Annotated in this window: 21 protein-coding genes; 10 read left to right on the top strand and 11 right to left on the bottom strand. The window is 64.4% G+C overall.

The features are described 5' to 3' along the window. Position 1: 1 nt before the first annotated feature. From ACW4E8_RS19615 to ACW4E8_RS19605, 3 genes are all read left to right on the top strand, one after another. Complete coding sequence (locus ACW4E8_RS19615) at positions 2-1,834, top strand: sulfatase family protein (protein ID WP_456806045.1); 1,833 nt, start codon at positions 2-4, stop codon at positions 1,832-1,834. Between the two features lie 83 nt (positions 1,835-1,917). Beyond that, positions 1,918-3,570 (top strand): sulfatase-like hydrolase/transferase, encoded by a 1,653-nt coding sequence (locus ACW4E8_RS19610; RefSeq protein WP_456806044.1) that lies wholly within the window; start codon positions 1,918-1,920, stop codon positions 3,568-3,570. A 273-nt stretch (positions 3,571-3,843) separates the two neighbouring features. Further along, positions 3,844-4,647, top strand: coding sequence for an alpha/beta hydrolase (locus ACW4E8_RS19605; RefSeq protein ID WP_456806043.1), 804 nt, complete (start codon positions 3,844-3,846; stop codon positions 4,645-4,647). Between the two features lie 315 nt (positions 4,648-4,962). On the opposite strand, the gene ACW4E8_RS19600 is transcribed toward ACW4E8_RS19605, so the two are convergent. Continuing rightward, entirely contained in the window at positions 4,963-5,970 is a 1,008-nt protein-coding gene (locus tag ACW4E8_RS19600; RefSeq protein WP_456806042.1) for a LysR family transcriptional regulator, read from the bottom strand. Between the two features lie 155 nt (positions 5,971-6,125). On the opposite strand from ACW4E8_RS19600, the gene ACW4E8_RS19595 reads away from it, so the two are divergent. Then, positions 6,126-7,094, top strand: a complete 969-nt coding sequence (locus tag ACW4E8_RS19595) for a Bug family tripartite tricarboxylate transporter substrate binding protein (RefSeq protein WP_456806152.1) — start codon at positions 6,126-6,128, stop codon at positions 7,092-7,094. A 13-nt stretch (positions 7,095-7,107) separates the two neighbouring features. Continuing rightward, on the top strand, positions 7,108-8,295 hold the full coding sequence (locus ACW4E8_RS19590; protein ID WP_456806041.1) for a M20 aminoacylase family protein: 1,188 nt from the start codon (positions 7,108-7,110) through the stop codon (positions 8,293-8,295). A gap of 163 nt (positions 8,296-8,458) precedes the next feature. Here ACW4E8_RS19590 and ACW4E8_RS19585 read toward each other — a convergent pair whose 3' ends face one another. The 5 genes from ACW4E8_RS19585 to ACW4E8_RS19565 are packed head-to-tail and all read right to left on the bottom strand — an operon-like array spanning position 8,459 to position 12,747. Continuing rightward, positions 8,459-9,841, bottom strand: coding sequence for a DUF1329 domain-containing protein (locus ACW4E8_RS19585; protein WP_456806151.1), 1,383 nt, complete (start codon positions 9,839-9,841; stop codon positions 8,459-8,461). 31 nt (positions 9,842-9,872) lie between these two features. Beyond that, complete coding sequence (locus tag ACW4E8_RS19580; RefSeq protein WP_456806040.1) at positions 9,873-10,865, bottom strand: quinone oxidoreductase family protein; 993 nt, start codon at positions 10,863-10,865, stop codon at positions 9,873-9,875. A 16-nt stretch (positions 10,866-10,881) separates the two neighbouring features. Further along, the gene (locus ACW4E8_RS19575) at positions 10,882-11,757 is read right to left on the bottom strand and encodes an SDR family NAD(P)-dependent oxidoreductase (RefSeq protein ID WP_456806039.1); all 876 of its coding nucleotides are present in this window, start codon (positions 11,755-11,757) and stop codon (positions 10,882-10,884) included. Further along, positions 11,754-12,413 carry a Dabb family protein gene (locus ACW4E8_RS19570; protein ID WP_456806038.1) on the bottom strand — a complete coding sequence of 220 codons (660 nt, stop codon included), beginning with the start codon at positions 12,411-12,413 and terminating at the stop codon, positions 11,754-11,756. Before ACW4E8_RS19570 ends, ACW4E8_RS19575 begins: the two co-directional genes overlap by 4 nt. Beyond that, complete coding sequence (locus tag ACW4E8_RS19565) at positions 12,403-12,747, bottom strand: hypothetical protein (RefSeq protein WP_456806037.1); 345 nt, start codon at positions 12,745-12,747, stop codon at positions 12,403-12,405. Before ACW4E8_RS19565 ends, ACW4E8_RS19570 begins: the two co-directional genes overlap by 11 nt. 249 nt (positions 12,748-12,996) lie before the next feature. Between ACW4E8_RS19565 and ACW4E8_RS19560 the strand changes: the two genes are divergently transcribed. Continuing rightward, entirely contained in the window at positions 12,997-14,004 is a 1,008-nt protein-coding gene (locus tag ACW4E8_RS19560) for an AraC family transcriptional regulator ligand-binding domain-containing protein (protein ID WP_456806036.1), read from the top strand. A 72-nt stretch (positions 14,005-14,076) separates the two neighbouring features. On the opposite strand, the gene ACW4E8_RS19555 is transcribed toward ACW4E8_RS19560, so the two are convergent. Together ACW4E8_RS19555 and ACW4E8_RS19550 are read right to left on the bottom strand one after the other, a co-directional pair. Next, positions 14,077-15,078: a tripartite tricarboxylate transporter substrate binding protein gene (locus ACW4E8_RS19555; protein WP_456806035.1), complete on the bottom strand. Its 1,002-nt coding sequence runs from the start codon at positions 15,076-15,078 to the stop codon at positions 14,077-14,079. A 66-nt stretch (positions 15,079-15,144) separates the two neighbouring features. Then, a complete protein-coding gene (locus tag ACW4E8_RS19550) occupies positions 15,145-16,839 on the bottom strand; it encodes a thiamine pyrophosphate-binding protein (RefSeq protein ID WP_456806034.1) in 1,695 nt (564 codons plus the stop codon). 145 nt (positions 16,840-16,984) lie between these two features. On the opposite strand from ACW4E8_RS19550, the gene ACW4E8_RS19545 reads away from it, so the two are divergent. After that, on the top strand, positions 16,985-17,689 hold the full coding sequence (locus tag ACW4E8_RS19545; RefSeq protein ID WP_456806033.1) for a GntR family transcriptional regulator: 705 nt from the start codon (positions 16,985-16,987) through the stop codon (positions 17,687-17,689). 142 nt (positions 17,690-17,831) lie between these two features. On the opposite strand, the gene ACW4E8_RS19540 is transcribed toward ACW4E8_RS19545, so the two are convergent. The 3 genes from ACW4E8_RS19540 to ACW4E8_RS19530 all read right to left on the bottom strand — a co-directional run bounded on the left by ACW4E8_RS19540 (position 17,832) and on the right by ACW4E8_RS19530 (position 22,049). After that, on the bottom strand, positions 17,832-19,634 hold the full coding sequence (locus ACW4E8_RS19540; RefSeq protein ID WP_456806032.1) for a sulfatase-like hydrolase/transferase: 1,803 nt from the start codon (positions 19,632-19,634) through the stop codon (positions 17,832-17,834). A gap of 242 nt (positions 19,635-19,876) precedes the next feature. Continuing rightward, complete coding sequence (locus ACW4E8_RS19535; RefSeq protein WP_456806031.1) at positions 19,877-21,271, bottom strand: hypothetical protein; 1,395 nt, start codon at positions 21,269-21,271, stop codon at positions 19,877-19,879. Between the two features lie 319 nt (positions 21,272-21,590). After that, complete coding sequence (locus ACW4E8_RS19530) at positions 21,591-22,049, bottom strand: MerR family transcriptional regulator (RefSeq protein WP_456806030.1); 459 nt, start codon at positions 22,047-22,049, stop codon at positions 21,591-21,593. Positions 22,050-22,127: 78 nt separating this feature from the next. Between ACW4E8_RS19530 and ACW4E8_RS19525 the strand changes: the two genes are divergently transcribed. From ACW4E8_RS19525 to dtnK, 3 genes are all read left to right on the top strand, one after another. Beyond that, positions 22,128-23,366: an NADH:flavin oxidoreductase/NADH oxidase family protein gene (locus ACW4E8_RS19525; RefSeq protein ID WP_456806029.1), complete on the top strand. Its 1,239-nt coding sequence runs from the start codon at positions 22,128-22,130 to the stop codon at positions 23,364-23,366. A 645-nt stretch (positions 23,367-24,011) separates the two neighbouring features. Further along, on the top strand, positions 24,012-24,995 hold the full coding sequence (locus tag ACW4E8_RS19520; protein ID WP_456806028.1) for a 2-keto-3-deoxygluconate permease: 984 nt from the start codon (positions 24,012-24,014) through the stop codon (positions 24,993-24,995). Continuing rightward, the gene (gene dtnK / locus ACW4E8_RS19515; protein ID WP_456806027.1) at positions 24,992-26,239 is read left to right on the top strand and encodes a D-threonate kinase; all 1,248 of its coding nucleotides are present in this window, start codon (positions 24,992-24,994) and stop codon (positions 26,237-26,239) included. The genes ACW4E8_RS19520 and dtnK overlap by 4 nt, the downstream gene beginning before the upstream one ends. Positions 26,240-26,258: the final 19 nt, after the last annotated feature.

The raw sequence follows: 26,258 nt of genomic DNA, 5'->3' as shown, positions 1-26,258 counted from the left end.
AATGCGCAAAGTTGAACGGGACGTGAAGGTGAAACGAGAAAGCCATGCGAGGCGACTGCGTCGCCTGCTGGCAGGGACCGCAAGTGCCGTCATGTGCTGCATGGTGCTGGCGCTCATGCTGCTGGCCGGCCCGCTCCATGCACAGGCCCCGCAGGGCAGGCCGAATATCCTCTGGATCACCGTGGAGGACATCACGACGTTCATTGGCGCTTATGGGGACAGTCAGGCGAACACACCCAATATCGACCAGCTGGCCCGCGAAGGTGTGCTCTATACCCACGCCTATCAGGTCGCGGGCGTTTGCGCGCCCGCGCGCGCCGCGCTGATCACCGGCATGTATCCGACCTCGGTGGGCGCTCACCACATGCGCGCCGGCGCCGCGGAGATTTCCCGGCCGGGAGACAGCGACCGGTCGAAGCCGGACGGCATGCCGGCGAACTATTCGGTGGTGCTGCCCGCGCAGGTCAAGGCCTTCCCGGAGTACTTGCGCAAGGCGGGCTACTACACCTCCAACAACCAGAAGCAGGATTACCAGTTTGAGGCGCCGGTCACGGTCTGGGACGAAAACGGCCCGGCGGCATCCTATCGCAACCGGCCCAAGGACAAGCCCTTCTTCTCCGTCTTCAACTTCTTCCTGACCCACGAATCGATGGTGGCCCTGCGCAAGGATCCCTTGCTGCAAGATCCCAGCAAGGTTTCGGTGCCGCCGATTTTCCCCGACACGCCGACTGTGCGCGGCGATATCGCCCGCATGTACACCAACATCGCGTTGATGGACCGGCAAGTCGGCGAGCTGATCCAGGCACTGAAGGACGATGGACTGTACGACAACACCATCATCTTTCTGTTTGCCGACAACGGCGGGAACCTGCCGTGGATGAAGCGCGAGATTCTTGAGCGCGGCACCCGTGTGCCCTTCATCGTGCGGTTCCCCGGCGGCGCGAGCGCGGGCACGCGCAGCGATGACCTGGTGAGCGGGGTCGACCTGGCGCCGACCGTGTTGTCGTTGGCAAGTGTGCCCATCCCCCGCCATATGCAAGGCCAGGCGTTTCTCGGCACGCAACGGGCTGGTTCTGCGCGGAGGTACGTCTTTGCGGCGCGCGATCGCATGGACACTGAATATGATCGGGTACGGATGGTCCGGGACAAGCGTTTTCGATATCTCTACAACTACGCGCCGCAAAAGCCGTTCTATCAGCCGCTCAAGTTCCGCTTGATGCTCCCGATGATGCGGGAACTCCTGACACTGAAGGCGGACGGCAAGCTTCCTCCTGCCACGGCATCCTGGTTCAGGACGAAGCCCGCGGAAGAACTCTACGACGCGGAGCTGGATCCCTGGGAACAGCACAACCTGGCGGGCGATCCGCAGTACCAGGGCAAGCTACAGGAACTCCGGCAGGCGTTTCAGGCCTGGACCGACCAGTATGACGATATGGGTGGCACGCCGGAGCGGGACATGCTTGCGCAAATGTGGCATGGCGGGAGCAGTCCCCCCGCGACGGCAACCCCCGATATACGCGTGGCTGCGGGTGGGGTGCGCATCGAGTGTGCTACCGAGGGAGCGTCCATCGGCTACTGGATTGAACGCCCCGGCACCGCCACGCCCGAAGCCGCACATGTCGTACAGAGCTGGGATTTCGAGCGTCTTGTCGGTGAGTTGCTCGGCAAAGGCCTTGCCAAAACCGGCGAGAAGCGTCCGGCGGCGCGTAGTTGGACGGTCTACGATGGCGAGGTCATCCCCCTCAGGCCGGGTGAAATCCTTCATGTCAACGCCATGCGCATTGGCTACAGCGCAGGGCTGCTCCACTACGCGGACGGCAAGGTCCTTCCATAGGAAGCAGCACTGCAGCAGACGCCGCACCTCGCCGCGGCGCGGGGGCGAGCCCGAGAAGCGAACATTCGAAGATGGAGGGATACATGGAAGGTAATAAAACCGGAATGCGGCGCGCGGCGCCTGGTCAGGCGCGTTGGACAGAGCCCTCAGGCATGGGTGCTACGCGCACGCTGCGCGTGTTGTGCCTGCGAGCGCTTTACGTTCTGGGGGCCTTGTCACTTACCGCGCCACTCTCCCTGGTACAGGCGGCGCCTCCCGACAAGCGCACGAACACCCGCCCCAACATCATCCTGCTGATTGCCGATGATTTGGGCTGGGGCGACCTCGGCAGCTACGGTCACCCCGTGTTCCGCACGCCGAGCCTTGACCGGATGGCTGCGGAGGGCCAGCGCTGGACGAATTTCTACGTCAGCTCGCCGGTTTGCTCGCCAAGCCGGGGAGCCATGCTGACGGGGCGGGTTGAAACCCGCACGGGCTTGTACGGCGCCATCAACAGTGTCCAGATCGAAGGCGATCCCTACGGTTTCCCCGACCGCGAAGTGACCATTGCCAGCTTGCTGCGTGACGCCGGCTACGCCACCGCATTGTTCGGGAAATGGCATCTGGGCGATGCCCCGCGTGCCTACCCGACGCGGCACGGCTTCGATACCTGGTGGGGCATGCCGATGTCCAACGACGCCTATTTTGTCGGCCCGCCTGGCACCGTGACGCCGGCCGAGTTGCGCCAGCGCTTTGCGAGCGGCGAATCGCCCAAGGAGCTGTATTCACTGTACCTTCGGCAGGCCATGGCGGCTTTCAAGAACCCAAAGAGCGAGTACTGGAATTCGCCACTGATATCGAGTGGGCGGGTCATGGTCAATGGCAAGGCCGAGTATCGCGACCAGGTCATCGAACGGCCGGTTGACCAGCCGCGGTACAACAAGCGGTTGACCGATCAGGTCGTCGACCTGGTCAGCCGGAAACACGACAAGCCTTTCTTCGCCTGGGTCGGATACGAAAAACCCCACCTGCCGCATATGCCGGCGCCGGAGTTCGTCGGCAGCAGCAAGGGTGGCCCCGTGGGCGATGCCATTGCCGAGCTTGACCACAATGTCGGCCGGGTGCTGGAGGCCGTGCGCCGGAGCGCCAATGCCAGCAATACTCTCGTCGTATTCGTCAGCGACAACGGTCCATGGATCCTGTACGAGGAAATGGTGGGATCGGCCGGCATTTTGCGCGATGGCAAGGCGTCGACCTACGAAGGGGGCTCGCGGGTGCCGGCGCTGTTCTGGTGGCCGGGAACCATCCGACCCGCGGTGGTGGACGGTATCGGTGCGGCCTACGATTTCCTGCCCACCTTCGCCGCGCTGGCAGGGGCCAAGGTACCCGACGCCGTTGTCGACGGCGTCGACCTGGGCAAGGCGCTGCGCGGCCAGGCGCCCAGCTCGCGCCAGGTGCTCCCCTATTACTACCAGGGCAGATTGCAGGCATGGCGCGAGGGCGACTGGAAGATCAACTTCTATGACGGCAGCGGGCGTAGCCTGGCAGGCGCCAAGCAACCGAAGCTGGACAAGCCGACGCTCTACCACCTTGGCCGCGATCCCGGCGAAAAGTACGACAAGGCAGCGAGCGAGCCCGCGCTACTGCAGCGCCTGCAGCAGGATGCCGAGGCGTTCGAGCGATCGTTCATGAAGGCGGCAGCGGAATTTGACCTCGTAACCATTGAACGCGGTAGTCCGGGAAAAGGCGGCAAATGATGCCACGGCAATGGCGCTCGGGCCGATGGCGCGCTCTCCGGGAGCTGTCGGTCGGCTCGGTGCAACGGTGCCGCTCGTTACCCCGCAAGCCATGTAGGAAGCGAGCATCCGACACGGATCTACTGGTTTGACTGGATACCTGCTTTGCAACCCATGATGACGCGCTATCACCTTCGCCGCCTTGCCTTGTTGTTCACACTGGCGCTCGCGGCAGCGTCCACGTTTGGTTGCGGAGCGGCTTCGCCTGGTGGACTACCTACGCCCTTACCCGCCATGCTGTCGGGCGAGGCGAGTTGCGTGGGGGCCGGCTCCACGCCCGCATCCATGCCTGGCGCGGTCGGCCGCGTCTATAAGACCGCCTCCGGCCGAGACCTCCGCGTCCATGTGCTGGAGCCAGCCGATACTTCCGCGCACAGGCCCGCCATTTTGTTTTTCTTCGGGGGAGGGTGGCGTCGTGGACAGGTAGACCAGTTCCTGGGGCAGGCGAAGGCGGCTGCCGGGCGCGGATATGTCTCGGTTCTCGCTGACTATCGCGTGGCCTGCCGCGACAAGACCAATGCCATCGCCGCGGTCGAAGACGCGCGGGACGCTTATGCCTGGCTAAGGCGCGAGTCTGCCGGACTGGGCGTTGATCCCGGCCGGATCGTGCTGGCAGGCGGATCGGCTGGCGGGCAACTGGCCCTCGTCGCTTCGCTGTCTGTTACCGGCGCGGCGCTGCCGGCCGCGCTGGTGCTTTACAACCCGGCGGTCGACCTGGTCCCGATGGGCTCATGGATCGGTCTCCGGCCGGATGAGGCCGCCGCGATCTCGCCCAGCGCAATGAACGTAGCCGCCTCTCCGCCCATGCTTATCTTCCACGGTGACGCGGATCGCATCGTGCCAATCGGCACAGTGAGGGAATTCTGCCGCAAGGTAACGTCGGCGGCAGGCAGATGCGAACTGCATGAATACGCAGGGCAGGGGCATGGCTTTTTCAATAGCCGCGCCAAGGACGCGCGGGGCCTTGCGCCCTATGACGACACGCTCGCCAGGACATTTGCCTTTCTTGACGGCCTCGGACTGCAGCCGTCACGTTAGGTGGCTCACTAATCTCGAACGGGCACTTCGATCGTCTTTCCCTGCAATCGATATTGCAGAGTGCTGCAGCCCGAGAGCTAGTAGATGCGGGCCACCAATGGATTGGTGATCGCAAGGCCAGCACCGGCGATCGTGATCGTATTCTCTGCGGAGTCATAGAGCGCTCGCGTTCGCTTGAGGTCGGTGCAACGGAGCAGAAGGGTCAGAGACATTGACACTCCCTGGTCGATGGCCAGGATCAATGGTCCCGGTACTGCAACGCGCCGGCGTATTCCGGCATGGGACATATTCGAGCTGCCGGCGATCAGAGGTAGGCTAGGTCCTGCCACGGCGCCGTCGCCCACGGGCCGCCACGCCGGCAGCGGCGCCAGAAGACCCTGGCTGGACCATGTCCGCGGGAATCATCGCGGCGGCGCTTTGCTCGATCTTGCCACGCAGCCATGCGTGGGCGCTATCTCCCTGGCTTCGTGCGTGCCATATCAGTTCAACGGGAAACGAGGGGAAGGCAAAGGGCAGCGGACTCGCAACCAGGCCGAACATCGGCGCGTAGTGCCGCGCAACGATGGCCGGAACGGTGGCCATCAGCGGTGCGCGCGCCACGGTCGCGAAGAGCGTCAGGAAGTTCGGGGCGGCGAGGACAGGTTCGATCTCCACGCCCGCCTCGGTCAGCGCGTCCTCAAGATACCCAAGCAGGTTGTTCTTGGCGGAGATCAACGCATGGCGGCTCGCCTTGTACTGATCGAGCCTGACCGGCACCTGGTACGGCAGTAGCGACGGATGAAAGCAGCAAACCACACCCAGGTCGAACATTCCCTGGCGGTGGTGCCATCCGCTTCCGCCGGGAAGATAGCCGATGGCGAAGTCGATCTGCTCTGCATCGAGCGCATCGTAGGCGCGTTCGCGGCTGGTCTGGCTGAGCAACAGCTTCACCCGGGGCGCCGACAGCGCCAGGTCTGCGAAAAGCTCCGACACCAGCAGCGGCTCTGACTGGATGGAAAGCCCGATCCGGAACGTTCTTTCGTCGACAGCGGGGTCGAAGCTGGGGTTTGCGAGCAGCAATTTCTGCGTGGCATCCAGGAGCTCGCGAATCGGCATTTGTAGTTCGCGTGCCCTCAGTGTCGGCTCCATCTGGTAACCCACGCGGATAAAGAGTTCGTCGCCGAGCAAGACGCGCAGTGTCGCCAGGGCATGGCTCATGGCGGGTTGCTTGATGCGCAGGCAGGCCGCCGCACGGGTGACGCTTCGCTCCTGCATCAGCGCGTCGAAGGCCAGCAGCAGGTTCAGGTCAAAGGAACGTAAATTCAAATGATCGATGCGTGTCATCGGCCATATCGATTTGGTAAATGGAAGTCCCAAGCATACACTGCCTCCTGATTCAAACGGCCAACAACACAAGCCGCACGAGACGCCCTGGACGAGGCGAAGGCGAAAAACAAAAGGCCGGAAAAATATCCGCACAAGGAGGAGTGCCTGTGAAGATGAAATGCATTGCGCTGCTGGGCATGGCGTGCGCATTTACCGCCACACCTGGCTTCGCCCAGGAACAACGTTTTCCCAGCCAGGCGATCCAGATCGTCGTTGGCTTCACGCCGGGCGGCTCCGCGGACACGACTGCCCGCATCGTGGGCGACGGTCTCAGCCGCGAGCTGGGGCAGCCCGTCATCGTCGTGAACAAGCCGGGCGCGGGGACCAATATCGCGGCCCAGTACGTGTCGAAAGCGCCCGCGGATGGCTATACGCTGCTGTTCGGCGGCACGTCGCTGGTCTACAGCCCCGGCTTGCTGTACCCATCGATGAAGGCGAACCTTGCCAGGGACTTCACGCCGGTTGGCGGCGTGGTCAACGCACCGACTATCCTCATCGTCAGGCAGGATTCCCCGGTGCGCGACGTCAAGCAGCTGGTCACGTTGGCCAGGAGCAAGCCCAGGCAGATCAACTATGGCTCCACCGGCGCCGGCGTGAGCCCGCAGATCGCCATGGAAATGCTGAACGCCAGGGCCGGCATCGTGATGACGCACGTTCCGTACAAGGGCACGGCGCCCATGCTGACGGCGATGCTTTCGGGCGATATCGACGTTGCCTTTGACGTGGCGTCGTCCTCGGCCCCGATGATCCAGGCCGGGAAGTTGCGGGGCCTGGCTGTGTCCGGTGGCAAGCGCCTGAAGATGTTCCCCAATATCCCCACGATCGCTGAGTCTGGCTACCCCGGCTTCGACGTGACGACCTGGTACGGCCTGGTGGCGCCGCAAGGCACTCCGGCAGGGGTGGTTCAAAAACTGAATGCCGCGCTACAGAAGGTGCTCGCCAATCCGGAGACGCAGAAGACGCTCGCGGATAATGGCAATGAGGTCATGCCCGGGTCGCCGGCGGCATTCCACGCCTTCCTGCAGAGCGAGCACAGAAAGTGGAACGATGCGGTCAAGCAGTTGGACATTAAACTTGACTGAGCGCGAGAGAGCCATGTTTCCAGTGCATCAGAAGCTTGAGCAACTCGCGCAGGATATTGCGGAGATCACCGCCATCCGGCACCAGATCCACAGCCATCCCGAGCTTGCCTTCGAAGAGACTGCAACGGCCAGCCTCGTCGCGGAGAAGCTTGGCGAGTGGGGATTCGAGGTGACGACAGGCGTCGGCACCACAGGTGTCGTCGGCACGCTGAAGGCCGGCACGGGTTCCAGGCGCATCGGCCTGCGTGCCGACATGGATGCGCTGGCGATCGAGGAAAAGACGGGGTTGCCCTATGCCAGCAAGCAGCCCGGGAAAATGCACGCCTGCGGCCATGATGGCCACACATCGATGTTGCTGGGGGCTGCCAAGTACCTGGGCCGCACGCGCAACTTCTCCGGAACGCTGCACCTGTACTTCCAGCCCGCCGAGGAGCGCGGGCACGACAGCGGCGCTGAACGCATGATCGCGGACGGGCTGTTCGAGCGCTTCCCTTGCGATGCCGTGTTTGGCCTGCACAATCATCCTGGCGCCGAAGTCGGGACCTTCATGATGCGAAAGGGCGCATTCCAGCCGGCTACCGACAAGGTGAGCATCCGCGTCATTGGCAAAGGCGGGCACGTGGCGCGCCCGCATCTCACCGTGGACCCGGCGGTGGTCTCCGCGAGCATCGTGATGGCGCTGCAGACCATCGTGTCGCGCAACGTCGATCCCACGCAGACCGCGGTGCTCTCGGTGTGCTCGCTGCAGTCGGGCGGCTTCTACGGCGTGATCCCGAACGAGGCCAGCATCGAGTTGAGCGTGCGTTGCTTTGATCCCGAGGTGCGCGCCCGGCTTCGGCAGCGCATCGAGGCCACCGTGCATGGACAGGCGCAGAGCTACGGCGCCCAGGCGGAGATCGAGTACCAGTCGGGCTATCCGGTGCTGGTGAACACCGACAGGGAAGTCGATTTCGCCGTCGAAGTTGCGCGCGAGCTGGTGGGACCGGATCGCGTGGACCCGAACTTTGGCCAGGTTACGCCAGGCGAAGACTTTGCCTTCATGCTGCAGCACCGGCCCGGCTGCTATCTCCGCCTGGGCAACGGGCTCTTCCATGAAAGCAGCCACCCGGTCCATCACCCCAAGTACGACTTCAACGACGGCAACCTCCTCATTGGGGCTGCGTACTGGAGCCTGCTGGTGGAGCGCTACCTCTCCGATTGAGGCGTTTGTTCCCGATGCGGTATCGACGGGTATCTCGACATCAAGGACTTGTGCATGGGGAACATCTGGCGAGGGCTTCAATGCACGGCCGCGAGCCCCCACAGCAGGCATCCGTCCCAAGTCATCTGGACGCCCGCATGGGTACCGTGAGCCGGCGTGACCGTCAATGCCCCGCCCCCCGGATCGAATCGGGCGAAAAATACGCTTCGCTGAACTGCGGACTGCTGTTCAGGCGTACCGGCTTGCCTTCATTGGTCAGCCGGTCCGCCAGATAGGAGCCAGCGGTGAGGTCATGGTAGAACGCCACTGCCGGGTAGTAGCGCCGTGCATCGTAGGCGAAAAGCGACGATTGCAGATTGGTTCGCCACAACTGGCCGCGGGCATCGTAGTTGTCGGCAAGCACGGCCATCCAGGTGTCCTCGTCCAGGTACAGGACGCGCTTCGCGTACTGATGCCGGAAGCCTGGCTTCAATTTGGCTTCGAGCACCCAGACGCGGTGCAGTTCGTAGCGGATAAGGTCGGGTGCCGCATGGTTGGGGCCCAGCAGCTCGGCGTATTTGACGGCCGGATCGGCCAGCTTGTAGTTGTGGTAGGGGATATAGATTTCCCGCTTGCCGACAATCTTCCAGTCGTAGCGCTCACCTGAGCCATTGAACAGGCGGTCGTCGTCCACGGTGCGGAAGCCGCCCGGACCGAGCGGCTGGTCGAAGCCGAACTCGGGTGCCTGCCGGACCCGGCGCGTGCCGGGATTGTATTGCCAGGTCCTGGCCGTATCGGAACCTTCGCGATCCCAGAAATTGTGGGAGACGATGATATTGCCGCGTTCGCGCAAAGGCAGCTCGGTTTCAACGCGGGCGAAGGTCCGGTTGATCAGGGGCGAGCCTTTTTCGAACGCGGTGCCGTTGACCGGCGACCAGATGTCATATTTCCACTTGCCCCACGCGATCTTGCCGTCGCGATACACGACTGCCTGGTCATAGACGGCTGCCTCTTCGGCAATGGCGGAAGAGAAGCGAAGGTTCCACATCAGCTCCAGGCCATTCTTGGGAACGGGAAAAGGCGCGGTGGGCGGATAGTCCTTGAGGCCGTTCGCGTCGCTCGTCAGCTGCGTGCCGGGGGCGTGGTGCTGGATCGCCTTGTAGACAGCATCGCCATAGCGGAAGTCGCGATGGCTGGGATAGATCGCCATCTTGAAGGTTGCCGGGTACAGCCTGAACATGGCGAGCTGCCCGTCGCTCAGGCGGGCACGGTACTGCTCCAGGTTCTGGGCCGTGATCGTTGCCAGCGGTTGTTCCGACGCGTAGGGATCGGGATACGCGTCTCCCGGCCGGAACGCCAGGCCTGCGGGCGCGGCCTGCCACTTGCCGCTCCACGCGGGGATGCTGCCATCCTTGTTGGCGGACCGTTCGGCGCCCATTGGTGTGAGCGGGCCGTCCAGGCGCCTGACTTCGTCAGGCGTCATCGCGGCAAGTGAAGGTGCGTTGATCTGTGAGGCGGCTAGCACCGCACCGGCGATCGCGCATAGCAGGAAGGCCTTGCTCTTCATTGTGTCTCCTCTGATTTCGATGGTGTTATGGTCATGCGCCAGCATTGGCTGGCTCGGCGATACGCAGCACCAGCTTGCTTGCCGCCTTGCCCGACTGGACCAGATCGAGCGCACGCTCGGCCTGCTCCAGCGGCAGGCATTCGATGCGGGGCGGTCGCAGGCGCCCGCTGCCGAGCAGCGCTGCGATCTCGCGCAGCCGCGCGCCGCTGGGCATCTTGCTGAACGCCACGGCGGTGCGGACGCCGCGCTGCGCGGCTGCGGCAGGATCCGGGCCGTTGTCGCCACTGACCAGCGTCAGGATGGCGACAAGGATGCCGCCGGGCCTGAGCAGGTCCATGCCGTTGGGCAGGGTGCCGCAGCCAACGGCGTCCAATACCAGGTCGACGCCAGCCGGCGCCCATGCCTGCATCGTGGCAGCGATGTCGCTGCCACGGTAGTCGATTGCCAGATCGCACCCGAGCGCCATCAGTTCGTCGCGGCGTGCCGCGCTGCAGGTGGCAGCGACGGTTGCGCCGGCCGCCTTTGCCAGTTGCACGGCAAACGTGCCAACCGCGCCGGCACCGCCATGAACCAGCACCGTCTGGCCTGGCTTGAGTCCGCCTTCGTCGAAGAGTCCCGTCCAGGCGGCCAGCGCCGGGGTCGGGACTGCCGCGGCTTCGGCAAATCCCAGGTTGTCGGGAATCGGCACCACGCAATCCTGGCTGACCGTAACGTACTCGGCATAGGACCCCCATTTGCCTGCGCCGACCGCGGTTTGCGCGAACACGCGCTGTCCCGGGACGCAGTCCTTGACGCCGCTTCCCACCGCTGCCACGACGCCGCTGGCATCGAAGCCGATTACGAACGGGAAGCTGTATTGCATGAAGTGGCTCAGATAGCCTTCGCGGCATTTCCAGTCAGCGGGATTCACGCCGGCGCAGGCCACGCGAATCAGGACTTCGCCGGCAGCGGGTTCCGGCCTCGGGAGGTCTCCAAGCCTGAGTACGTCGGGTCCGCCGGTACGATCAATGACGACAGCGCGCATGCTCTTCTCCATGGGCTTAGCTTGCGGACAGTTCGTGGCTCAAACCGGGATGTGCCCAGGACGGGATCACAGGCGGTGGCAGCATGCCCTGGCCATCAAGCGTACGGACGTTCAGCCCGTGCGCCAGGGGGAAGTGCAGGCTATGGGCGATGTGGCCGGTGCGCAGGCGGGCCGGAACGCTGCAGAGTGCAAGCGCCGTTTCCACCAGGTACTCCACTGGCTCGGTGGGATAGCCGTCCGGGATATAGCGCTCGCTGCCTGGCGTGCGGATCGCCGTGCTTGGCGCTACGGAATTGACCGCGATATTGTCGGCCTCCAGTTCCGCTGCCAGGCCCTCGGTGAACCGGTTGATGGCAGCCTTGACCGCGGCGTAGGCCGTGGCCCCGCCAGCCCGGTCAAAGTCTTGATACGGGCGAGCAGGCGACAGGGCGGTGACGGAGCCCAGGTTCAGGATCCACCCCGCGCCGTGCGTGCGCATCAGCGGGATCGCTGCACGGCTGAGCACGAAGGGGATGCGCAGGTAGTGCTCGACCGTCCTGTCGAAGATTTCCAGCGGCATCGATTCGATGCCGCTGTATTCCGCCATGCCGGCATTGTTGACCAGGATGTCGAGACCGCCCGCAGCGCCTGCCGCCTGCGCCACCAGGTTGTCGCGCTGCGCCGGGTCTTCGAGATCCGCCGCCAGCGCGATGGCACTGCCCCCTTGCCGCCTGATCTGGCTAACCGTCTCGGCCAGCGTGCCAGGTTCGTCCTCGGACTCGCCTGCGCGCCGTGCCGTGGCAACCACCAGTGCGCCCTCCGCGGCGAAACGCTGCGCGATGGCGCGGCCGATGCCGCGGCTGGCGCCGGTCACCAGCGCAATCTTTCCTGTCAGTGTTCCGGGTCCGGTCATGGCGCGTATTCCTCTGTGCGGTTGTGGTTGGCAATCAGGCTTGTCGCGAGCGGGCAGAAGGCATGGGAGATCGCCTGGACTGTCCATTCGGGAAACTCGGGGTCGAACCATCGGTCGACGCGGCCCCAATGGAATGGGTGCATCAGGTATTCGCCCAGCAGGTCGTCTGCGCTGGCGAACTCCTGCTGCCAGACATGGGTCCATGTGCCGGGCGACAAGACGCGGGCAAGCCGCCAGTTGAGGATGCCGGGCATGTATTCAGGCATCCGCAGCAGGTCCTGCTCAAGGCCGCTGACCTGCCAGTCCGGCGCTTCAGGCCGGACCCGGAACATCAGCGTGCGCCAGATCCCGTGGCGCAGCTGAGGGGCGCGTAGTCCGCCCGAGATCGGCCTATAGGCGACGCTATCCACCTCTGCCATGCCGTCCAGCGCGGCAGCCAGGCCGGTGTCGTGACCGGGCGAGCCGGATGCAGTCGGGTCGAATTGCAGGTCGAGCGTGTAGTCGCCAGCGCCCCAGCTTCCCGCCAGGTTCCTGCCAATCGCCACATGACGCAGGCCTGGCAGCGTTTCAATCCGCGCAAGCAGGGCTTGCTCCTGTGTGCACGTCCCGGCGCAGAAGCCGGCGTGCAATCGGACCTGTGCTGTCTCAAGCCGCATCGCAATGCTCCTTGCGCTGGGGCAGCGCAGCTGTCGCATCGGCCATCACATGGCGGCGGCGCGCTTCACACAGAGTGTCGACTTTCGACCAGAAGGCTAGTGCCGGAGCATCGATGCTGGCGCGCATGGCGTAGTAAGCCGGCGCATCCGCCACTTGCCACAGCAGCCACAGCGTATTGGGTGCATCTTCCATCGCCACGGGCGGCGACACCCAGCGCTGCAGCAGCGCCAGGCCCCTGGCGGCGCTGCCGGGCAGGTACTGGCTTTCCAGCAGGCTCAGCACAGTGGGCAGGTGCCCGGGCGCGAGCACGATTTCATCGAGGATGTGGATCATGGTGTGTCTCGTGCGACGCAGGCAGGGCAGCAGGGCTGCGATGCCGGAGCCGGGGTTTGCGGGAGGGAAGCGCGGTCATGGGTTTTCCGTATAGGCATGGTGTTCGTGGCATGGCAACCTCCATCGCCCAGGCCGTGCGCAAGTTGTCGCGCGGGTGGAAGTGCCGGGATGATTATGGGAGGCCCGGCCGCACCGAATCCCTACCCGGACGATCAACCATCGCTACCGAAGCAATCAGGACGAGCGCCCATGAATGCCCACATACCGGGGAATCCCGTACCTGTTCCGCACGGCATGGTGCAGCGCTTGCTGGACGAACTGAAGCGGCAGGGCGTCGAGGTTCCGCCTGCCGCCGGCGCATCCGGGCATGCGCCGCCCGCCCGGTTCACCGCGCTCTATCGCGCCGCGATCGAGCGGCTGGAGGCCCTGGTCGCCAAAGGCAACGGCCACCCCCCGATGCGCAAGCAGGAAGTGGACTTGCTGTGCCGTTGCGTATTGAGCAGCCAGACGCTGAGGGAGGCGATCCGCTGCGCGGCCGACTTCTGCGCGATGCTGTATCCGCGCGCCGGTGCGCTCAGCCTCGGGCAAAGCGCAGGCCAGGCGGTGTTCCGCATGGATTCGCTGCGGCGTGCGAAATCCTCTGCGGCTTGTCTGGTGGACCTGACCGGGCTCTTCTTCTATATGCTGCTGTTCGGCTGGCTGGTCGGCCAGCCGCTACGCCCGACCCATGTCTACCTGGCGCATCCCCGGCGCGAGGACGCCATGCCCTTCCTGGGCTTGTTCCATGCCGCGGTGACGTCCGGCGCCCAGACCTACGGATTCGAATTCGATGAGGCCTTGCTTGACCGGCCGGTCGTGCGCCAGGCCGCGGAGCTCGATGCCTTCCTGGAAGACTTTCCTTACCGGCTGATCGGTGCGCCGGTCGAGGTCGTATCACTGAGCCAGCAGGTGCACGGCATCCTGCATGCAGCGCTGGTGCATGGCGCGCGGCTGCCGACGCTGGCTGAGCTGGCCATGCGCTTTGATGTGAGCGAACCGACCCTGCGCCGCCGTCTCGCTGCCGACGGCAGCAGCTACCGGGTACTGCGCGAACACAGCCTGCAGGAGTACGCCGAACAATGCCTGTGCACGACCAACTGGTCGGTAGGAAGAATCGCGGAGCAGCTTGGCTTTGCCAGCGAAGAAGCGTTTCGGCGGGCGTTCCAGCGCTGGACCGGGCATGCGCCGACGCGCTTCAGGCGGGAAAGCAGGGGGTGAGGTTTCGAAGCGACTCTCCAAGGCCGGGTCCGCGACACCCCCGATTGCGATGCACCCGGCCCCGACTCCGCCTCAGTCTTCCAGCTTCAGCCCGGTCTTCTTGACGAAGCTGTGCCAGCGCTCGTATTGCTCGCGCGCATAGCGGTCTACGGCGGGACCATCGGTGGCCATGACCTCGAAGCCGGCCGCGGTCAGTTTTCGTTTGGTTTCCGGGTCCGACAGTGCGGTCTGGAAATCTTCCGTCAGTTTCCTGACGACCGCAGGCGGGGTGCCTGCCGGTGCGAAGATGCCGATCCACGAGTAGGCCTCGAAGTCCGGGAATCCGGACTCGATGACGGTTGGAACATCGGGCATGTCTGGCAGGCGGCGCGCGCCCGTTACGGCCAGCGGCTTGATCTTGTTGGCAGAGATCTGGCCCTTCAGGGCCGCATAGCTCAGCAGCGTGATACTGGACACATTGCCCAGGACTGCCTGAACCGCGGGGCCCCCGCCGGCATAGGGCACATGCATTAACTCGACCCGAGCCTGCCGCTTCAGATCCTCGGCCACAAGATGGTTCATCGAGCCAAGCCCGGTGGAGGCGTAGCTGTACTTGGACGGCTCACGCCGCGCAGCGTCGAGGAAGCTGCGCAGGTCCTTGCCAGGAACAGTGGGCGAAGCGCCGATCACGAGCGGGAAGCGCACGGCAAACGTGACGCCAGTGAAGTCCTTGAACGTGTCATAGGGGAGCCTGGACTTCGCCACGGGGTTGATCGCATGCGTATCGAAGGCGACCAGCAGGGTATTGCCGTCCGGCGCGGAGCGAGCCACATACTGGGTGGCGACCTGGCTGGCAGCGCCGGGCCGGTTTTCGATGACCACGGGCCGCCCGGCCGCCTCCGCCAGTTTCGGCTGGATGATGCGTGCGGCAATGTCGGTACTGCCGCCGGGCGGGAAGGTGACCACCAGTTTCAGTGGCGTGGCATTGTCAGCCACCGCGGCTGCCGTTGTCAGCGGCAGCAGCAGGCAGGCAAGGGCCATCACGCCGGCACAAAGCGCTTTCTGGCGGCCTGGTGCCGCAAGTCGGCTAGACATAGTTACCTCTCCCATCTTTGAGCTTCGGTTCGGATCAAATAAGGCGTTCTGGATATGCCCTGGGTGTCAGCCCATCCACTGGCTCACGGGTGCGGCGGTGTCCTGCAGTTCTTGTGAGATCACGTCGACCAGCGCCGGGCCATCATGCGCCAGCGCCGCGCGAATCGCGGCATCGAGCTGTCCAGGGTCTTCCACGCGCCAAGCCTTGATGCCGAACGCCTCGGCAACGCGCGCGTGGTCCGTGCGGCTGAAATCGACTGAAAAGTAGCGTTGCTCGTAGCCGGCCTTCTGGCTTGCCTTGATCCAGCCGTAGACGGCGTTCGAGAAGACGATCATCTTCAGCGGAATCTTGCGTCGCGTCAGCGTTTCCATCTCGCCGCAGGTAAAGCCGAAGCTGCCGTCGCCCATGACCGATACGACGGTCGCACGCGGGCGCCCAATGGCCGCGCCGATCCCGGCCGACATCGAGAAGCCAAGGGCGCCATGGGCCCGGTTGGTGATGAAATGGCGCCCAGGCTTGCTGGCGTTGTAATACGCGGAGAAATACGGGCAGGGCGTGCCGGGGTCGGCCACCACGATGGCGTCATCCGGCAGCAGCCGGTTGAGCGCATCCACCACGCGTTCCGGCTTGATGGGCACATCGAGCGAGGCGGCCAGCGGCGCAAAGGCGGCAAGCTTGGCGGCACGCGCAGCACCGGCCAGCGCGGCGCCGTCGGCGGCGTCGGACCGGCGGTGGGCAAGGCGGTCGCTCACGGCGGCGTTGAGCGCCTTCAGGGCGAGCAGGGCATCGCCAACCATGGCGACGTCAGTGCGGTAGTTCGCGGCAATCGCCATCGGATCCGCATCGAGATGCAGGATTGCGATGTCCCGCGACGGGAAGCGCCAGTGCTCGGTGGTGGTCGAGCCTGCGCGGCAACCGATGAACAGCACGGCATCGGCCTTGGCGACGATCTCGCGCGTGGCCATGATGCCGCCATTGGCACCGACCACGCCGGCATTCAGCGGATGGGTGTCGGCCAGGCTGCCTTGCCCGCTGACGGTGGTGCAGACCGGGGCGTTCAGCATGCCGGCCAGTGTTTCCAGTTCTGCGCAGGCGCCAGAGATGACCACGCCACCGCCGCAGATGATGACCGGCAGGCGCGCTGCAACTAGCCGCTGCGCTGCCCGTTCGATCTCGGCCGGGTCCGGCGCATAGCGCATCGCAGGGAAACGGTCGTGGCCAGGCTGCGCCCATACGTCGGCAGTGTCCACCTCATGCTTCTGTACGTCATACGGCAAACACAGGTGCGCGGATCCGGGCTTGCCGGTAGTCATGGCCCGGAAGGCGCCGCGCACCGCGCCGGGGATCTGGTCGGCGCGGTCGATCGTGGTGTTCCACTTGGTGAGGGGGCGGTACAGCGCTTCCTGGTCGAGTTCGGTCAGGGGGTACTTGCCGCGCGAGCCGACCGATACGTCCGAGGTAATGCCAAGCACGGCCACCGAAGACTCATTGGCCTCGACCAGACCCGGCAGCAAATAGGTGGCTCCGCCGCCACTGGGCCCCTCGCATACGCCAACCTTGCCGGTCACGCGAGCATAGGCGTCGGCCATGTAGCCGGCGCTGCGCTCATCGCGCGTAAGGATGTGGTCAATCCCATGGTCCAGGCGGGCCATGGCGTCGTAGAAGGGCAGACTCGTATCGCCGCACAGCCCAAAGACGTGCTTTACACCATTCAGTTGAAGCATTCGGACCATGGCTTCAGCGCCGTTCATCTTCGTCATTCCAGGAGTCTCCAAGTCAGTGTCGAGCAGGCGAGATAAGAATACACTGCAGGATACAATTTAGTATACTTAAACTTAAAGGGGCGGACACGTCACGTGGAGGGCCGGTAGCGTCGGGTATGATCGCGGCCAACGAGGAATATCTATGCAAGCAACCAACGGCATGAAGCCGCTGATTTCCGCTGTCAGGCGCAAACGGGGATCCGATGTCATCAGTCGATTGCGCGAGATGGCGATTTCCTACGAGCTCAAGCCCGGCGAACGACTCAATGAGATTGACCTGGCGGAACGCCTCGGCGTGAGCCGGACGCCAGTGCGCGAAGCGCTGACCCGCCTGGCCACCGAGGGCTTCCTGGTGGAGTCCAGCCGCGGCTATGTGCGCCGGCCGCTCGATATCCAGGAAATGCTGGATCTATACGAAGCACGCGTGACGATCGAGCGCGATTGCCTGCGCCTGGCGTTCGAGCGGGCCTCGGCAGAGAGCATCGAGGAGCTTGCGCGATACCTCGAGCACAGCAAGTCGGTGCCCGCAAATACCCCGATCCCGCAACTGGTGGAACTGGACGAAGGCTTTCACCTGCGTATCGCCGCCATGGCGTGTAACGCCGAACTCAAGCGGATGCTGGTCAGCCTGAACGAACGCATCCGGTTTATCCGCTGGATCGACATGGAGAATATCGGGCGCGACTCCACCCAGAGCGAACACGCCGAAATCGTTCAAGCCTTGCAGGCGCACGACTGGGAGAAAGGGGAAAAATGCCTGACTTCGCATATTGCCTTGCGGCGCGAACAGATTGTCGAGGCCATTGCGAAAGGCCTCACCAGGATCTACCTGGCCGAAGAGCGCTAGCGGCTCGGCGCGATCATCCCTGCGCCCACACCGCTCCCTGATAGCCAATGCCGCCCCATCGGGCAGCCGAAGCTGCGGTCCTCTCATCCCGCCAGAGCGATACCCGTTGCGCGCCTTGTTGGCCGGCGTTGGGCCGGTGCGGTCAGGCTCCCGCCATCGTTTCCGCAGTGACATCCCATCCTGCATCAATGCCACCGGGCAGCATTTGGCCACGGTCCTCGCCAACCTCGGCATCAATCAGCTGATTCAGCTTTTCGTTCATGGCGACCAGTAGTTCCCGTTGCTTTTCGCCTGCCGCCAGGTTGTTCATCTCGAAGGGATCGGTCTGCAGATCGTACAACTCCACGTCGTTGAACCGGTAGAGCTCCTCCAGGGTCTTCGGCTTGTTATGCTGCTTGGGAGAAAAGTACCGTGCAAAGCTGTAGCGTCCATCGTAGATCGAACGCACTGCGCCGCGCTTCATCAGGTCCGGGCGGATACCGGCCTGCTTGAGCTGGTCGGGCTTGCCACCGCCCTGCAGATGGGCAACAGCCTTGAAAAGATAATCGCCATCCAGGTAGGCCAGCATGTTGTAGCAGAACAGCGCACCATCGCGAATGGCATTCGCTTCGGCTGCGTCAGGCTTCGCAAGCAAGCGGGAAAAATCCTTTCCCGGTAATCCCTTGACGATGGCTGCGCGCTTGTCGATCGAGACGCCAGTCAATGCAACCAGGGTGGGCGCGATGTCCAGATGTGAGGTGACGGCGCGACACTGCTTTCCACCTTGATAGGCGGGATGGGCAATGACCAACGGCACGTTGTTCTGCTCCCGATATGAGACGGCGCCTTTTGCGTGGAGTTGGTGTGCACCGTCCATGTCACCGTGATCCGATGTCAGGATTACGATGGTCTTGCCGGAGAGCCCTGCAGCGTCGAGCTCGGCCAATAGGGCAGCGATATTCCGGTCGACATCCCGCATGCAGTTCAGGTAATAGTTGTGCCGCCGGTGCCAGCGCGCGTCTTCATTTGGAATGGCTCCGACCAGGGCGTCATGCGAGCGCAGGAAATCGCGGTGTGCCGCAGGGCGCCCCGGCGCGTCAAGCGCCTGTTTCCGGCTTGCCGGCAACGTGAATTGCCACTGCTTGCCGTATAGCGGGTCGGCCGGGTCGCGCGCGACATGTGCGAGGCCGCGCATTGCCTGAACCTCGGTGCCGGGCGCGTCGGTGTCGTAGAACATCACGTCGTGCGGGTTGACGAGGTTGACGGCCAGGAACCATGGCTTTCCCTGCGCCGCCAGCTCACGCCCTTTTCCGCGCAGCCAGCTCACACCCATTGAAGCAATCACCCCGTCGTGCAGGTACCCACCGCTGGTGTGGGCAATGATGTCGCCGATTCCGATGTAGTCGGAAAAGCCATAGGCTTCCATTTCCTGAGTGAAGATCCTGGTTGGCGTGCCAAGCTTGTTGACGGTCTCGAATTCCTTGGTGAGGTGCCACTTGCCCTTGTACGCGGTGTAATAGCCGGCGTCACGAAGCATGTCACCGAGCGTCCGTATCTCTGTTGACATGCTGGCAATCCACGGGAAGTTCGTGTTGTCGAACATCCGGGTGTGCTGGATGTGCTGGCCCGTGTACAGAACTGAGCGGGACGGGGTGCAAACACACGAATTTATGCGGTGATTGACAAATGTCGTACCGCGCTTCATCAAGCGTTCATGTGCAGGCAGGCCATAGCCCTTGGGCAACTCGCCAGGTCGGAAGTAGCGTTCCTGGTCAACAAGGATAAACAGGATGTTGTACGGTCCCGATGCCAGGCTCCCAGTGGCCTGGGCCGCGTCGCTCGCCCCGGTTGGCGCATCCTTGGCATCCGCGCCTGCGCCAAGGCCCAATGCCATGGCCCCAACCCCGGTAGTCAGGAGGAAATCGCGCCGCGTCAATGTGCCGCCAGGCTTGTTGTCGTTGCTCATTGGCTTCTCCCTGCCTGTTTGCGCGGCCCATGGCGGGTGAACGCTGTGCTGCTGCAGGCCCGCCCAGGCATGCGTAAGACAGTCTAGCAAGCACATTTTCTGCCGCCAAGGCAGGGTGCGGCGCCGGCAGGAGGCGATGGTTGGCGACCACACACATTCGCGGTTCAGTCAGTCGAACTACGTTTCGCAGATGATCGGAGTGCGAACAAAATTCCCCACACCCTGGGACTGGGCTTGCCGGTTCACGACATATCCTCGATGGGATCTCGTTGCGAGCGAATCTCCTCGGGACTGAGGACGATATAGCCCAGCGACTTCAGCAACTGCACCGCCTCCAGCTCTGCGTCCAGGTACACCAGCCGTTCCGGGCGGCGCGGGCGCGGCGCGGGCGGCAGCCATGCGGCGCTGGCTTGCGCGGCGGGCGCTGGCTGGCCGTCAGACCATCGCGCGGTCAGGATGCGGCAATGGTCCACGTTGGGCTTCCAGGCGACGTCCACGGCGGCATTGAACCTGGCGGTGCAAAGCCGCAAACGTTTCAGCGCCTTCAGCCAGTTGATGAAGGCATCGCGCTCCGGTGGCTGGTAGCCCTTCAGCAAGGTAGCCAGGCTGTCCTGCACAGTGGCGCCGTCGGTTGCCTGGTCGTCTTCTAGCAGGGCAAGCTCAAGCGCCACGTGCTGGCGGCCGTCCTGGTCATAGATCGCGCAGTCGGCGTCCAGTACGCCTTCGCGCAGCAGCTCGCACAGCAATACCCAGGCCCTTGGATTCTTGTCGAACCGGCCTTCGAGGGTCGGGTCGATCTGGCTGAGAATGTCCGGGATGGGGCGCGCCTCGCCTGACTGAATGGCCAGGGCGAAGGCCATCGCGTTGTCGGACGGCCGGGCACCACTTGCCAGCATCTGCAATGACGTTTCCCAGAGTTCGCGGATTTCTGCCGCGGTATCCACGGCATGCATCCATGCATAGTCCTCCAGCGCTGCGCACAGCCTGCGCGCGGGCCTGGCCAACTGGCCGGCCAGCGTCTTGATAAAACCCGTGCAATGCGCGCAGCGGCATTCCAGGCGGCCTGCATGCAGGAAGCCGGCGTACAGCCGTTCCTGGTGTCCGCAATGTGCGCATTCGAGTGAAAAGCCGCCTTGCCGTGCCGGCCGCTGCGAGGCCAGCAGCCCGTCGACCTGATAGTGCGCCAGTCCGTCGCAGCAGGGGCAGATCCATTGCAGCTTGTGCGCGCCGTCCCGAGGCCGCGCTGCCCGGTCGAACTGGCGCTCGATGGCGCTGCGCGGAATGCCCTGCGCGCGCCCGACCACATCTGCGCAGTAGTGCCAATAGCAGTACGAGTGGGCGGCAGCGGCGATCTCCGGCGTGAGGCGCTGCAGATCCGGCAGCAGGCGGGGGCTGCGCCGGATCTCGTCGGCCATGGCATCGATCTGCGCTGGCCCGCCCGGCATCACCGCCTCAAGGGCGGCGCGGCTCTGCTCCAGGAAATCGGGCACGTAGACCCGGCGGATGTAGTCCTCGTTCTCGAGCCAGAACAAGTGGCCGGGGAGGGCTTCCAGTACATCAACCCCTTCCCTGACTTCCGACATGCCGGCGCAGGCGAGAAACGTGAACGGCTTACTGAACAGGAAGGAGTCTGTCATATTGTCGTCAACGGAGTATCCCGCCCACGAGCTGGCAATATGCCTCGTGTGCGATGGGTCACCACCCCGTGACTCGGCCAAGCAAGCGCACGGAAAGCGCAATCCTGATGGCGCTTTCCGTTCCGGGGACTTCCCCCTTCTTGTTTTCAGATCCGTGGGACCTGTGCGGATTTTGCATCTGCCGCATTGGACAGCATAGGCGAACCTGACGCCTCGTTACAGAGGAATTCCGCTTCTTGACGCAGGAACTCACGCATGCCGAGATCGTGCGGACCCCCACTTCGCCCATGGTGGTGGACGCCCGTGATCGAACGGGGAATCAAGCGCGCTTCCTCGTCCGATGACCTGAAAGACCCGCCGGGGTGCCACTGTTGCCATCCTGATTCAATCGCTCCAGGACCCGCCTGGCCTTGCCCTCGCAACCTTCGCATTCCCTGGTGCCGTTGATCTCGTCGATCAGTGCGACGAGGCGGTGCTTGCTCTGCGCCAGACGCTGCGCCAGCAACTCGATCTCATCGACCTTGCGCCGCAGGGCCTGGAGGAGTTGGTCATGCGGCCACTTGTCCAGGTCAGGTGGCAGGATCGCTCGAATCTCTTCCAGAGAGAAGCCCGAGCCTTGCGCACACATGATGATCTCCAGCCTGGTCAACGTTTCCGGCGCGTATTCGCGATAGCCGTTGGCTTGCCGCTGCGCGGGCTCGAGCAGGCCGCTCGCTTCATAAAATCGGATGCGAGAGGCGGCAATGCCACTCAGCCGAGCCAGTTCTCCGATTTTCATCCGCATTCTCCAGGGGCCTTGACCTTAAAGTTGACTTTAAGCTTAAAGTCAGGCTCTGGTCAAATCAGGATGCCTCCCATGAAGCTGTTCACACCCCTTGCCCTGCCCAACGGCGCTGTGATTCCCAACCGTCTCGCCAAAGCGGCCATGGAAGAGAATATGGCGGACGCGGACCACGCCCCATCGGATGCGCTGCTGCGCTTGTACGACGCCTGGGCCAACGGCATGGCAGGCCTGATCCTGACCGGCAACGTCATGGTGGATCACCGTGCCATGACCGGGCCGAACGGTGTGGTCCTGGAAGACGACACCCACCTGGACCGCTTCCGGCGTTGGGCCCGCACCGCACAGGCCGGCGGGGCCCATGCCTGGATGCAGCTCAACCACCCCGGGCGCCAGATGCCTGCGGCACTCGGCCAGACCACCCTGGCGCCGTCGGCCGTTCCGCTGGACCTGGGGGCGCTGTCCAAACAGTTTCCCGTGCCCAGGGAAATGACCGGCCGGGACATCGCCGACGTGCAGCAGCGCTTCACACGATCCGCCCAACTGGCGGAGCGAAGCGGCTTTACCGGGGTGCAGATTCATGCGGCCCATGGCTACCTGTTGAGCCAGTTCCTGTCACCGATCGCCAACAAACGGCAGGACCAATGGGGCGGCAGTATCGAGAACCGTGCGCGCCTGCTGCTCGACATCGTCCGGTCCGTACGAAGCGCGGTATCGCCCCGGTTCGCGGTCTCGGTCAAGCTGAATTCAGCCGACTTCCAGCGCGGCGGCTTCAGCGCCGATGACGCGAAGCGGGTGGTCGAGATGCTCAATCCGCTCAACGTCGACCTGATCGAGTTGTCGGGCGGAAGCTATGAGGCGCCGGCAATGCAGGGGCAAGCCCGTGATGGCCGCACGCTGGCCCGGGAAGCCTACTTCCTGGAGTTTGCGCGCGACATCGCGTCCATCGCGCGCATGCCCTTGATGGTCACCGGCGGCATCCGCCGCCGGGCCGTGGCCGAACAGGTGATCGACAGTGGCATCGCCATGGCGGGCATCGCCACAGCGCTGTCCATCGACCCGAACCTGCCGCGCAACTGGCATGCAGGAAAGAACAATGCGCCCGCGCTGCGGTCGATCACCTGGAAGAACAAGACGCTGGGCTCCCTGGCCAATATGGCCGTCGTCAAGTTCCAGCTCAAACGGCTCAGTGAGGGACGTGTCACGGATCCACGCATCTCGCCCCTCAGGGCGCTATTGTTGCAGCAGCTGTCCACCTCGTGTCAGACGCGGCGCTATCGCCGATGGACCACGCAGCGGGCCGGTGCCCGTTAGTGGTGGTTGTGCGGGGCCATTCTCTTCACTCTTTGGGAGTCTGTCCCTGCTGGCAATCGCATGCACAACAAGGGCGCGGTCCAAGATGAGTTCCTTGAGACTGATGCCCGTGCATTGCAGTTGCAGCGCCTGACCGACTAGTGTGTCCGCGATCCCGGTACGATGATTGTTTCGTCGAACACACGTCCCCCGACTCCTCGTGTACGCCCGACGGCGTCAGTATGCCGAGACGGTCCGGCCGATCCCGAGTCGCCAGGCCCGTACTTGAACAGTCCGCAGTTCGCTCCCTTACCCCCAGCGCCCCCTTGGCCGCAAGTCCCGCCCATGTAGTCGGATGCCAAGCTCAATGCTGTAGCGAGGCGGCTCAATGAGCGCCCCTCGTGCCCATGCAGCGAGGTGTCCACCCCGCATGTTGCAGGACACAAGGGAGTGACCTGCGGTTCCTTTCTGAGCCCGCTACCTGGTCGGTTGCTCCAAGTCGACTGAACGCCAGCATTTGGCTGCGCAAGTGATCCTTTCGATCACATAAATGATTGAACTGGTCAAATTCAATCCGCTGCACTACACTTCGATGACATTTGATCGATTCGATCAAATGTTTGCTCGAAACATACAAGGCCGCATCCTCAGCGGCAGGAGACAACCATGCAGATTTCTATCAAACGCGCCATCGAGCGCGTGCCCGGCGGCATGATGATCGTGCCGCTGCTGATCGGTTCGCTCGTTGCCACGTTCGCGCCGGATGGGCCGAAGTTCTTTGGGTCGTTTACCGGCGCGCTCTTTACGGGTGCCCTGCCCATCCTCGCGGTGTTCTATGTCTGCATGGGCGCAAGCATCAACATCAAAGCCACGCCTTACATTCTCAAGAAGGGCGGCGTGTTGTTCGGCACAAAGGTTGGCACGGCCATGGTGTTGGGCGTGATCATGGGGCACTTCCTGGGCGAGGCGCCGATCAGTGCCGGAATGTTTGCCGGCTTGTCGACGCTTGCCATGGTGGCCGCGATGAACGACACCAACGGCGGCCTGTACATGGCGCTGATGGGCCAGTACGGCAAGCCTGAAGACGTGGGCGCCTACAGCATCATGTCGCTGGAGTCCGGCCCGTTCCTGACGATGGTGACGCTGGGCGTGGCGGGTTTGTCCGCGTTCCCATGGCCGACGATGGTCGGCAGCATCCTTCCGCTCATGCTCGGCATGTTGCTGGGCAACCTGGATCGGGAGATGCGCGACTTCCTGGGTAAGGCCGTGCCGGTCATGATCCCCTTTTTCGCGCTGGCGCTGGGCGCCGGCCTGGACCTGCACAAGGTCTGGCAGGCGGGCATGCTGGGCCTAGGCCTTGGTGTTGCCGTGGTGGCCGTCACCGGCTGCGCGCTGTACTTCGCTGACCGCCTCACCGGCGGCACGGGTGTGGCAGGTGTCGCGGCCGCCAGCACGGCCGGCAATGCCGCCGCCGTGCCGACGCTGGTAGCGGCGGCTAATCCGGTCTACGCGGAATCGGCCAAGAGCGCCACGATCCTGGTGGCCGCCTGCGTGGTGGTCACCGCCGTACTGACGCCATTGGTGACCGCCTGGGTTGCCCGCCGCGTGGCGGGCAAGGAGGCCGAGGCGTCGGTGAGGACCGCCGCATGAGCTGGCTTATCATCGCCGACGACCTGTCCGGCGCTGCCGACTGCGCGATCGGCTTCGCCATGTCTGGCGCCCGGACCGTCGTAACGCTGGAGGCGGCGCCTGCGGGCGTGGACCTGTCGCAGGCCGACGTAGTGGCTTGCGACGTCGACAGCCGCCGCATGGCGCCCCAGGAGGCGGCGGCGCGCAATCTCGAAGCCTGGCATCGCGGCCAGGGCAACAGGCGGCGGCTATACAAGAAGATCGATTCCACATTGCGAGGCAACTGGGCTGTCGAAACTGCCGCGCTGCCGCCGCTGGCAGGCCTCGCCATCGTCGCGCCGGCCTTTCCGGCCACTGGCCGCACCACGGCCGGCGGCTGCATGTTCGTGAACGGCCAGCCGCTGGAAGACTCCGACATCTGGCGCCTGGAAGCACTTACCGGACGTGCCGACCTTGTCGCGCTGCTGGCCGCGCAGGGGCTGCGGGCGACCCTGTTGCCGCTGGACGCGGTGCGCGCGGGTGACGCGGCCCTGCGGCTAACCATCGCCGGACTGGCGCGCGAAGGCGTGCAGGCCGTCGTCTGCGATGCGCAGACGGAGCAAGACCTGGTGGCGCTGGCCGCAGCCACGGCGCAGCTCGACGTCCCCGCATTCTGGGTCGGCTCGGGCGGCCTGGCTCGTGCGCTGGCTGCACAATGCCTGTTCGAGGGCGGTGCGCCGCAGCCGCTGCCTGCCCCTGAGGGCGGCCCGGTCCTGACGCTGGTCGGCAGCCTCTCGGGCATCTCCGGGCGACAGGCCGCGTGCCTGCGCGAACGCACCGGGATGCCATCGATGGTAGTCCCGCCGCGGATCCTGCGCGAAGGTGCGGGCCACGCAGAGTGGGACGCCGCGCAGCAATCGATCACCGAATGCCTGCGGGCAGGCGGCGACCTGCTGGTCAGCATTGGTCGCGACGACGCGTTCGACCCGGGCGAAGGGCCGCGCCTGAGCGCCGCGCTGGCGCAATTGTCCCTGCCCGGCTTCCAGCATACGCGCGGCCTGATCGCCACCGGCGGCGAGACGGCTCGGGCCATGCTCTCGGCGGCCGGCATCGGCGCCCTGACACTGCGGCGCGAGGTCGAGCCCGGTGTGCCGTTGTCCGACACGCCTGCGCTGCCTGGCGTGCCCGCGCGCCGCGTTGCTACCAAGGCCGGTGCATTCGGCTCCGAGGCAGCCCTGTGGCTTGCGTGGCAGGCTATGACTGAATCCCGCGCGCCGTCAGCCTGACGGCGCGCCGCGCCACACT

The sequence above is a fragment of the Cupriavidus sp. CP313 genome, assembly GCF_054072015.1.
The sequence above is the reverse complement of the archived record's forward strand: the minus strand, read 5'-3'. Positions and strand labels throughout refer to the sequence as shown.

What these genes read in the sequence shown, in the direction of transcription:
- ACW4E8_RS19580 (WP_456806040.1), bottom strand. Translation starts at nt 10,865, where the DNA reads ATGCGCGCTGTCGTCATTGATCGTACCGGCGGACCCGACGTACTCAGG.
- ACW4E8_RS19595 (WP_456806152.1), top strand. Translation starts at nt 6,126, where the DNA reads ATGAAATGCATTGCGCTGCTGGGCATGGCGTGCGCATTTACCGCCACA.
- ACW4E8_RS19600 (WP_456806042.1), bottom strand. Translation starts at nt 5,970, where the DNA reads ATGACACGCATCGATCATTTGAATTTACGTTCCTTTGACCTGAACCTG.
- ACW4E8_RS19530 (WP_456806030.1), bottom strand. Translation starts at nt 22,049, where the DNA reads ATGAAAATCGGAGAACTGGCTCGGCTGAGTGGCATTGCCGCCTCTCGC.
- ACW4E8_RS19605 (WP_456806043.1), top strand. Translation starts at nt 3,844, where the DNA reads ATGCTGTCGGGCGAGGCGAGTTGCGTGGGGGCCGGCTCCACGCCCGCA.
- ACW4E8_RS19585 (WP_456806151.1), bottom strand. Translation starts at nt 9,841, where the DNA reads ATGAAGAGCAAGGCCTTCCTGCTATGCGCGATCGCCGGTGCGGTGCTA.
- ACW4E8_RS19525 (WP_456806029.1), top strand. Translation starts at nt 22,128, where the DNA reads ATGAAGCTGTTCACACCCCTTGCCCTGCCCAACGGCGCTGTGATTCCC.
- ACW4E8_RS19615 (WP_456806045.1), top strand. Translation starts at nt 2, where the DNA reads ATGCGCAAAGTTGAACGGGACGTGAAGGTGAAACGAGAAAGCCATGCG.
- ACW4E8_RS19560 (WP_456806036.1), top strand. Translation starts at nt 12,997, where the DNA reads ATGAATGCCCACATACCGGGGAATCCCGTACCTGTTCCGCACGGCATG.
- ACW4E8_RS19550 (WP_456806034.1), bottom strand. Translation starts at nt 16,839, where the DNA reads ATGACGAAGATGAACGGCGCTGAAGCCATGGTCCGAATGCTTCAACTG.
- ACW4E8_RS19565 (WP_456806037.1), bottom strand. Translation starts at nt 12,747, where the DNA reads ATGATCCACATCCTCGATGAAATCGTGCTCGCGCCCGGGCACCTGCCC.
- ACW4E8_RS19545 (WP_456806033.1), top strand. Translation starts at nt 16,985, where the DNA reads ATGCAAGCAACCAACGGCATGAAGCCGCTGATTTCCGCTGTCAGGCGC.
- ACW4E8_RS19575 (WP_456806039.1), bottom strand. Translation starts at nt 11,757, where the DNA reads ATGACCGGACCCGGAACACTGACAGGAAAGATTGCGCTGGTGACCGGC.
- ACW4E8_RS19540 (WP_456806032.1), bottom strand. Translation starts at nt 19,634, where the DNA reads ATGAGCAACGACAACAAGCCTGGCGGCACATTGACGCGGCGCGATTTC.
- ACW4E8_RS19590 (WP_456806041.1), top strand. Translation starts at nt 7,108, where the DNA reads ATGTTTCCAGTGCATCAGAAGCTTGAGCAACTCGCGCAGGATATTGCG.
- dtnK (WP_456806027.1), top strand. Translation starts at nt 24,992, where the DNA reads ATGAGCTGGCTTATCATCGCCGACGACCTGTCCGGCGCTGCCGACTGC.
- ACW4E8_RS19535 (WP_456806031.1), bottom strand. Translation starts at nt 21,271, where the DNA reads ATGACAGACTCCTTCCTGTTCAGTAAGCCGTTCACGTTTCTCGCCTGC.
- ACW4E8_RS19520 (WP_456806028.1), top strand. Translation starts at nt 24,012, where the DNA reads ATGCAGATTTCTATCAAACGCGCCATCGAGCGCGTGCCCGGCGGCATG.
- ACW4E8_RS19570 (WP_456806038.1), bottom strand. Translation starts at nt 12,413, where the DNA reads ATGCGGCTTGAGACAGCACAGGTCCGATTGCACGCCGGCTTCTGCGCC.
- ACW4E8_RS19555 (WP_456806035.1), bottom strand. Translation starts at nt 15,078, where the DNA reads ATGTCTAGCCGACTTGCGGCACCAGGCCGCCAGAAAGCGCTTTGTGCC.
- ACW4E8_RS19610 (WP_456806044.1), top strand. Translation starts at nt 1,918, where the DNA reads ATGGAAGGTAATAAAACCGGAATGCGGCGCGCGGCGCCTGGTCAGGCG.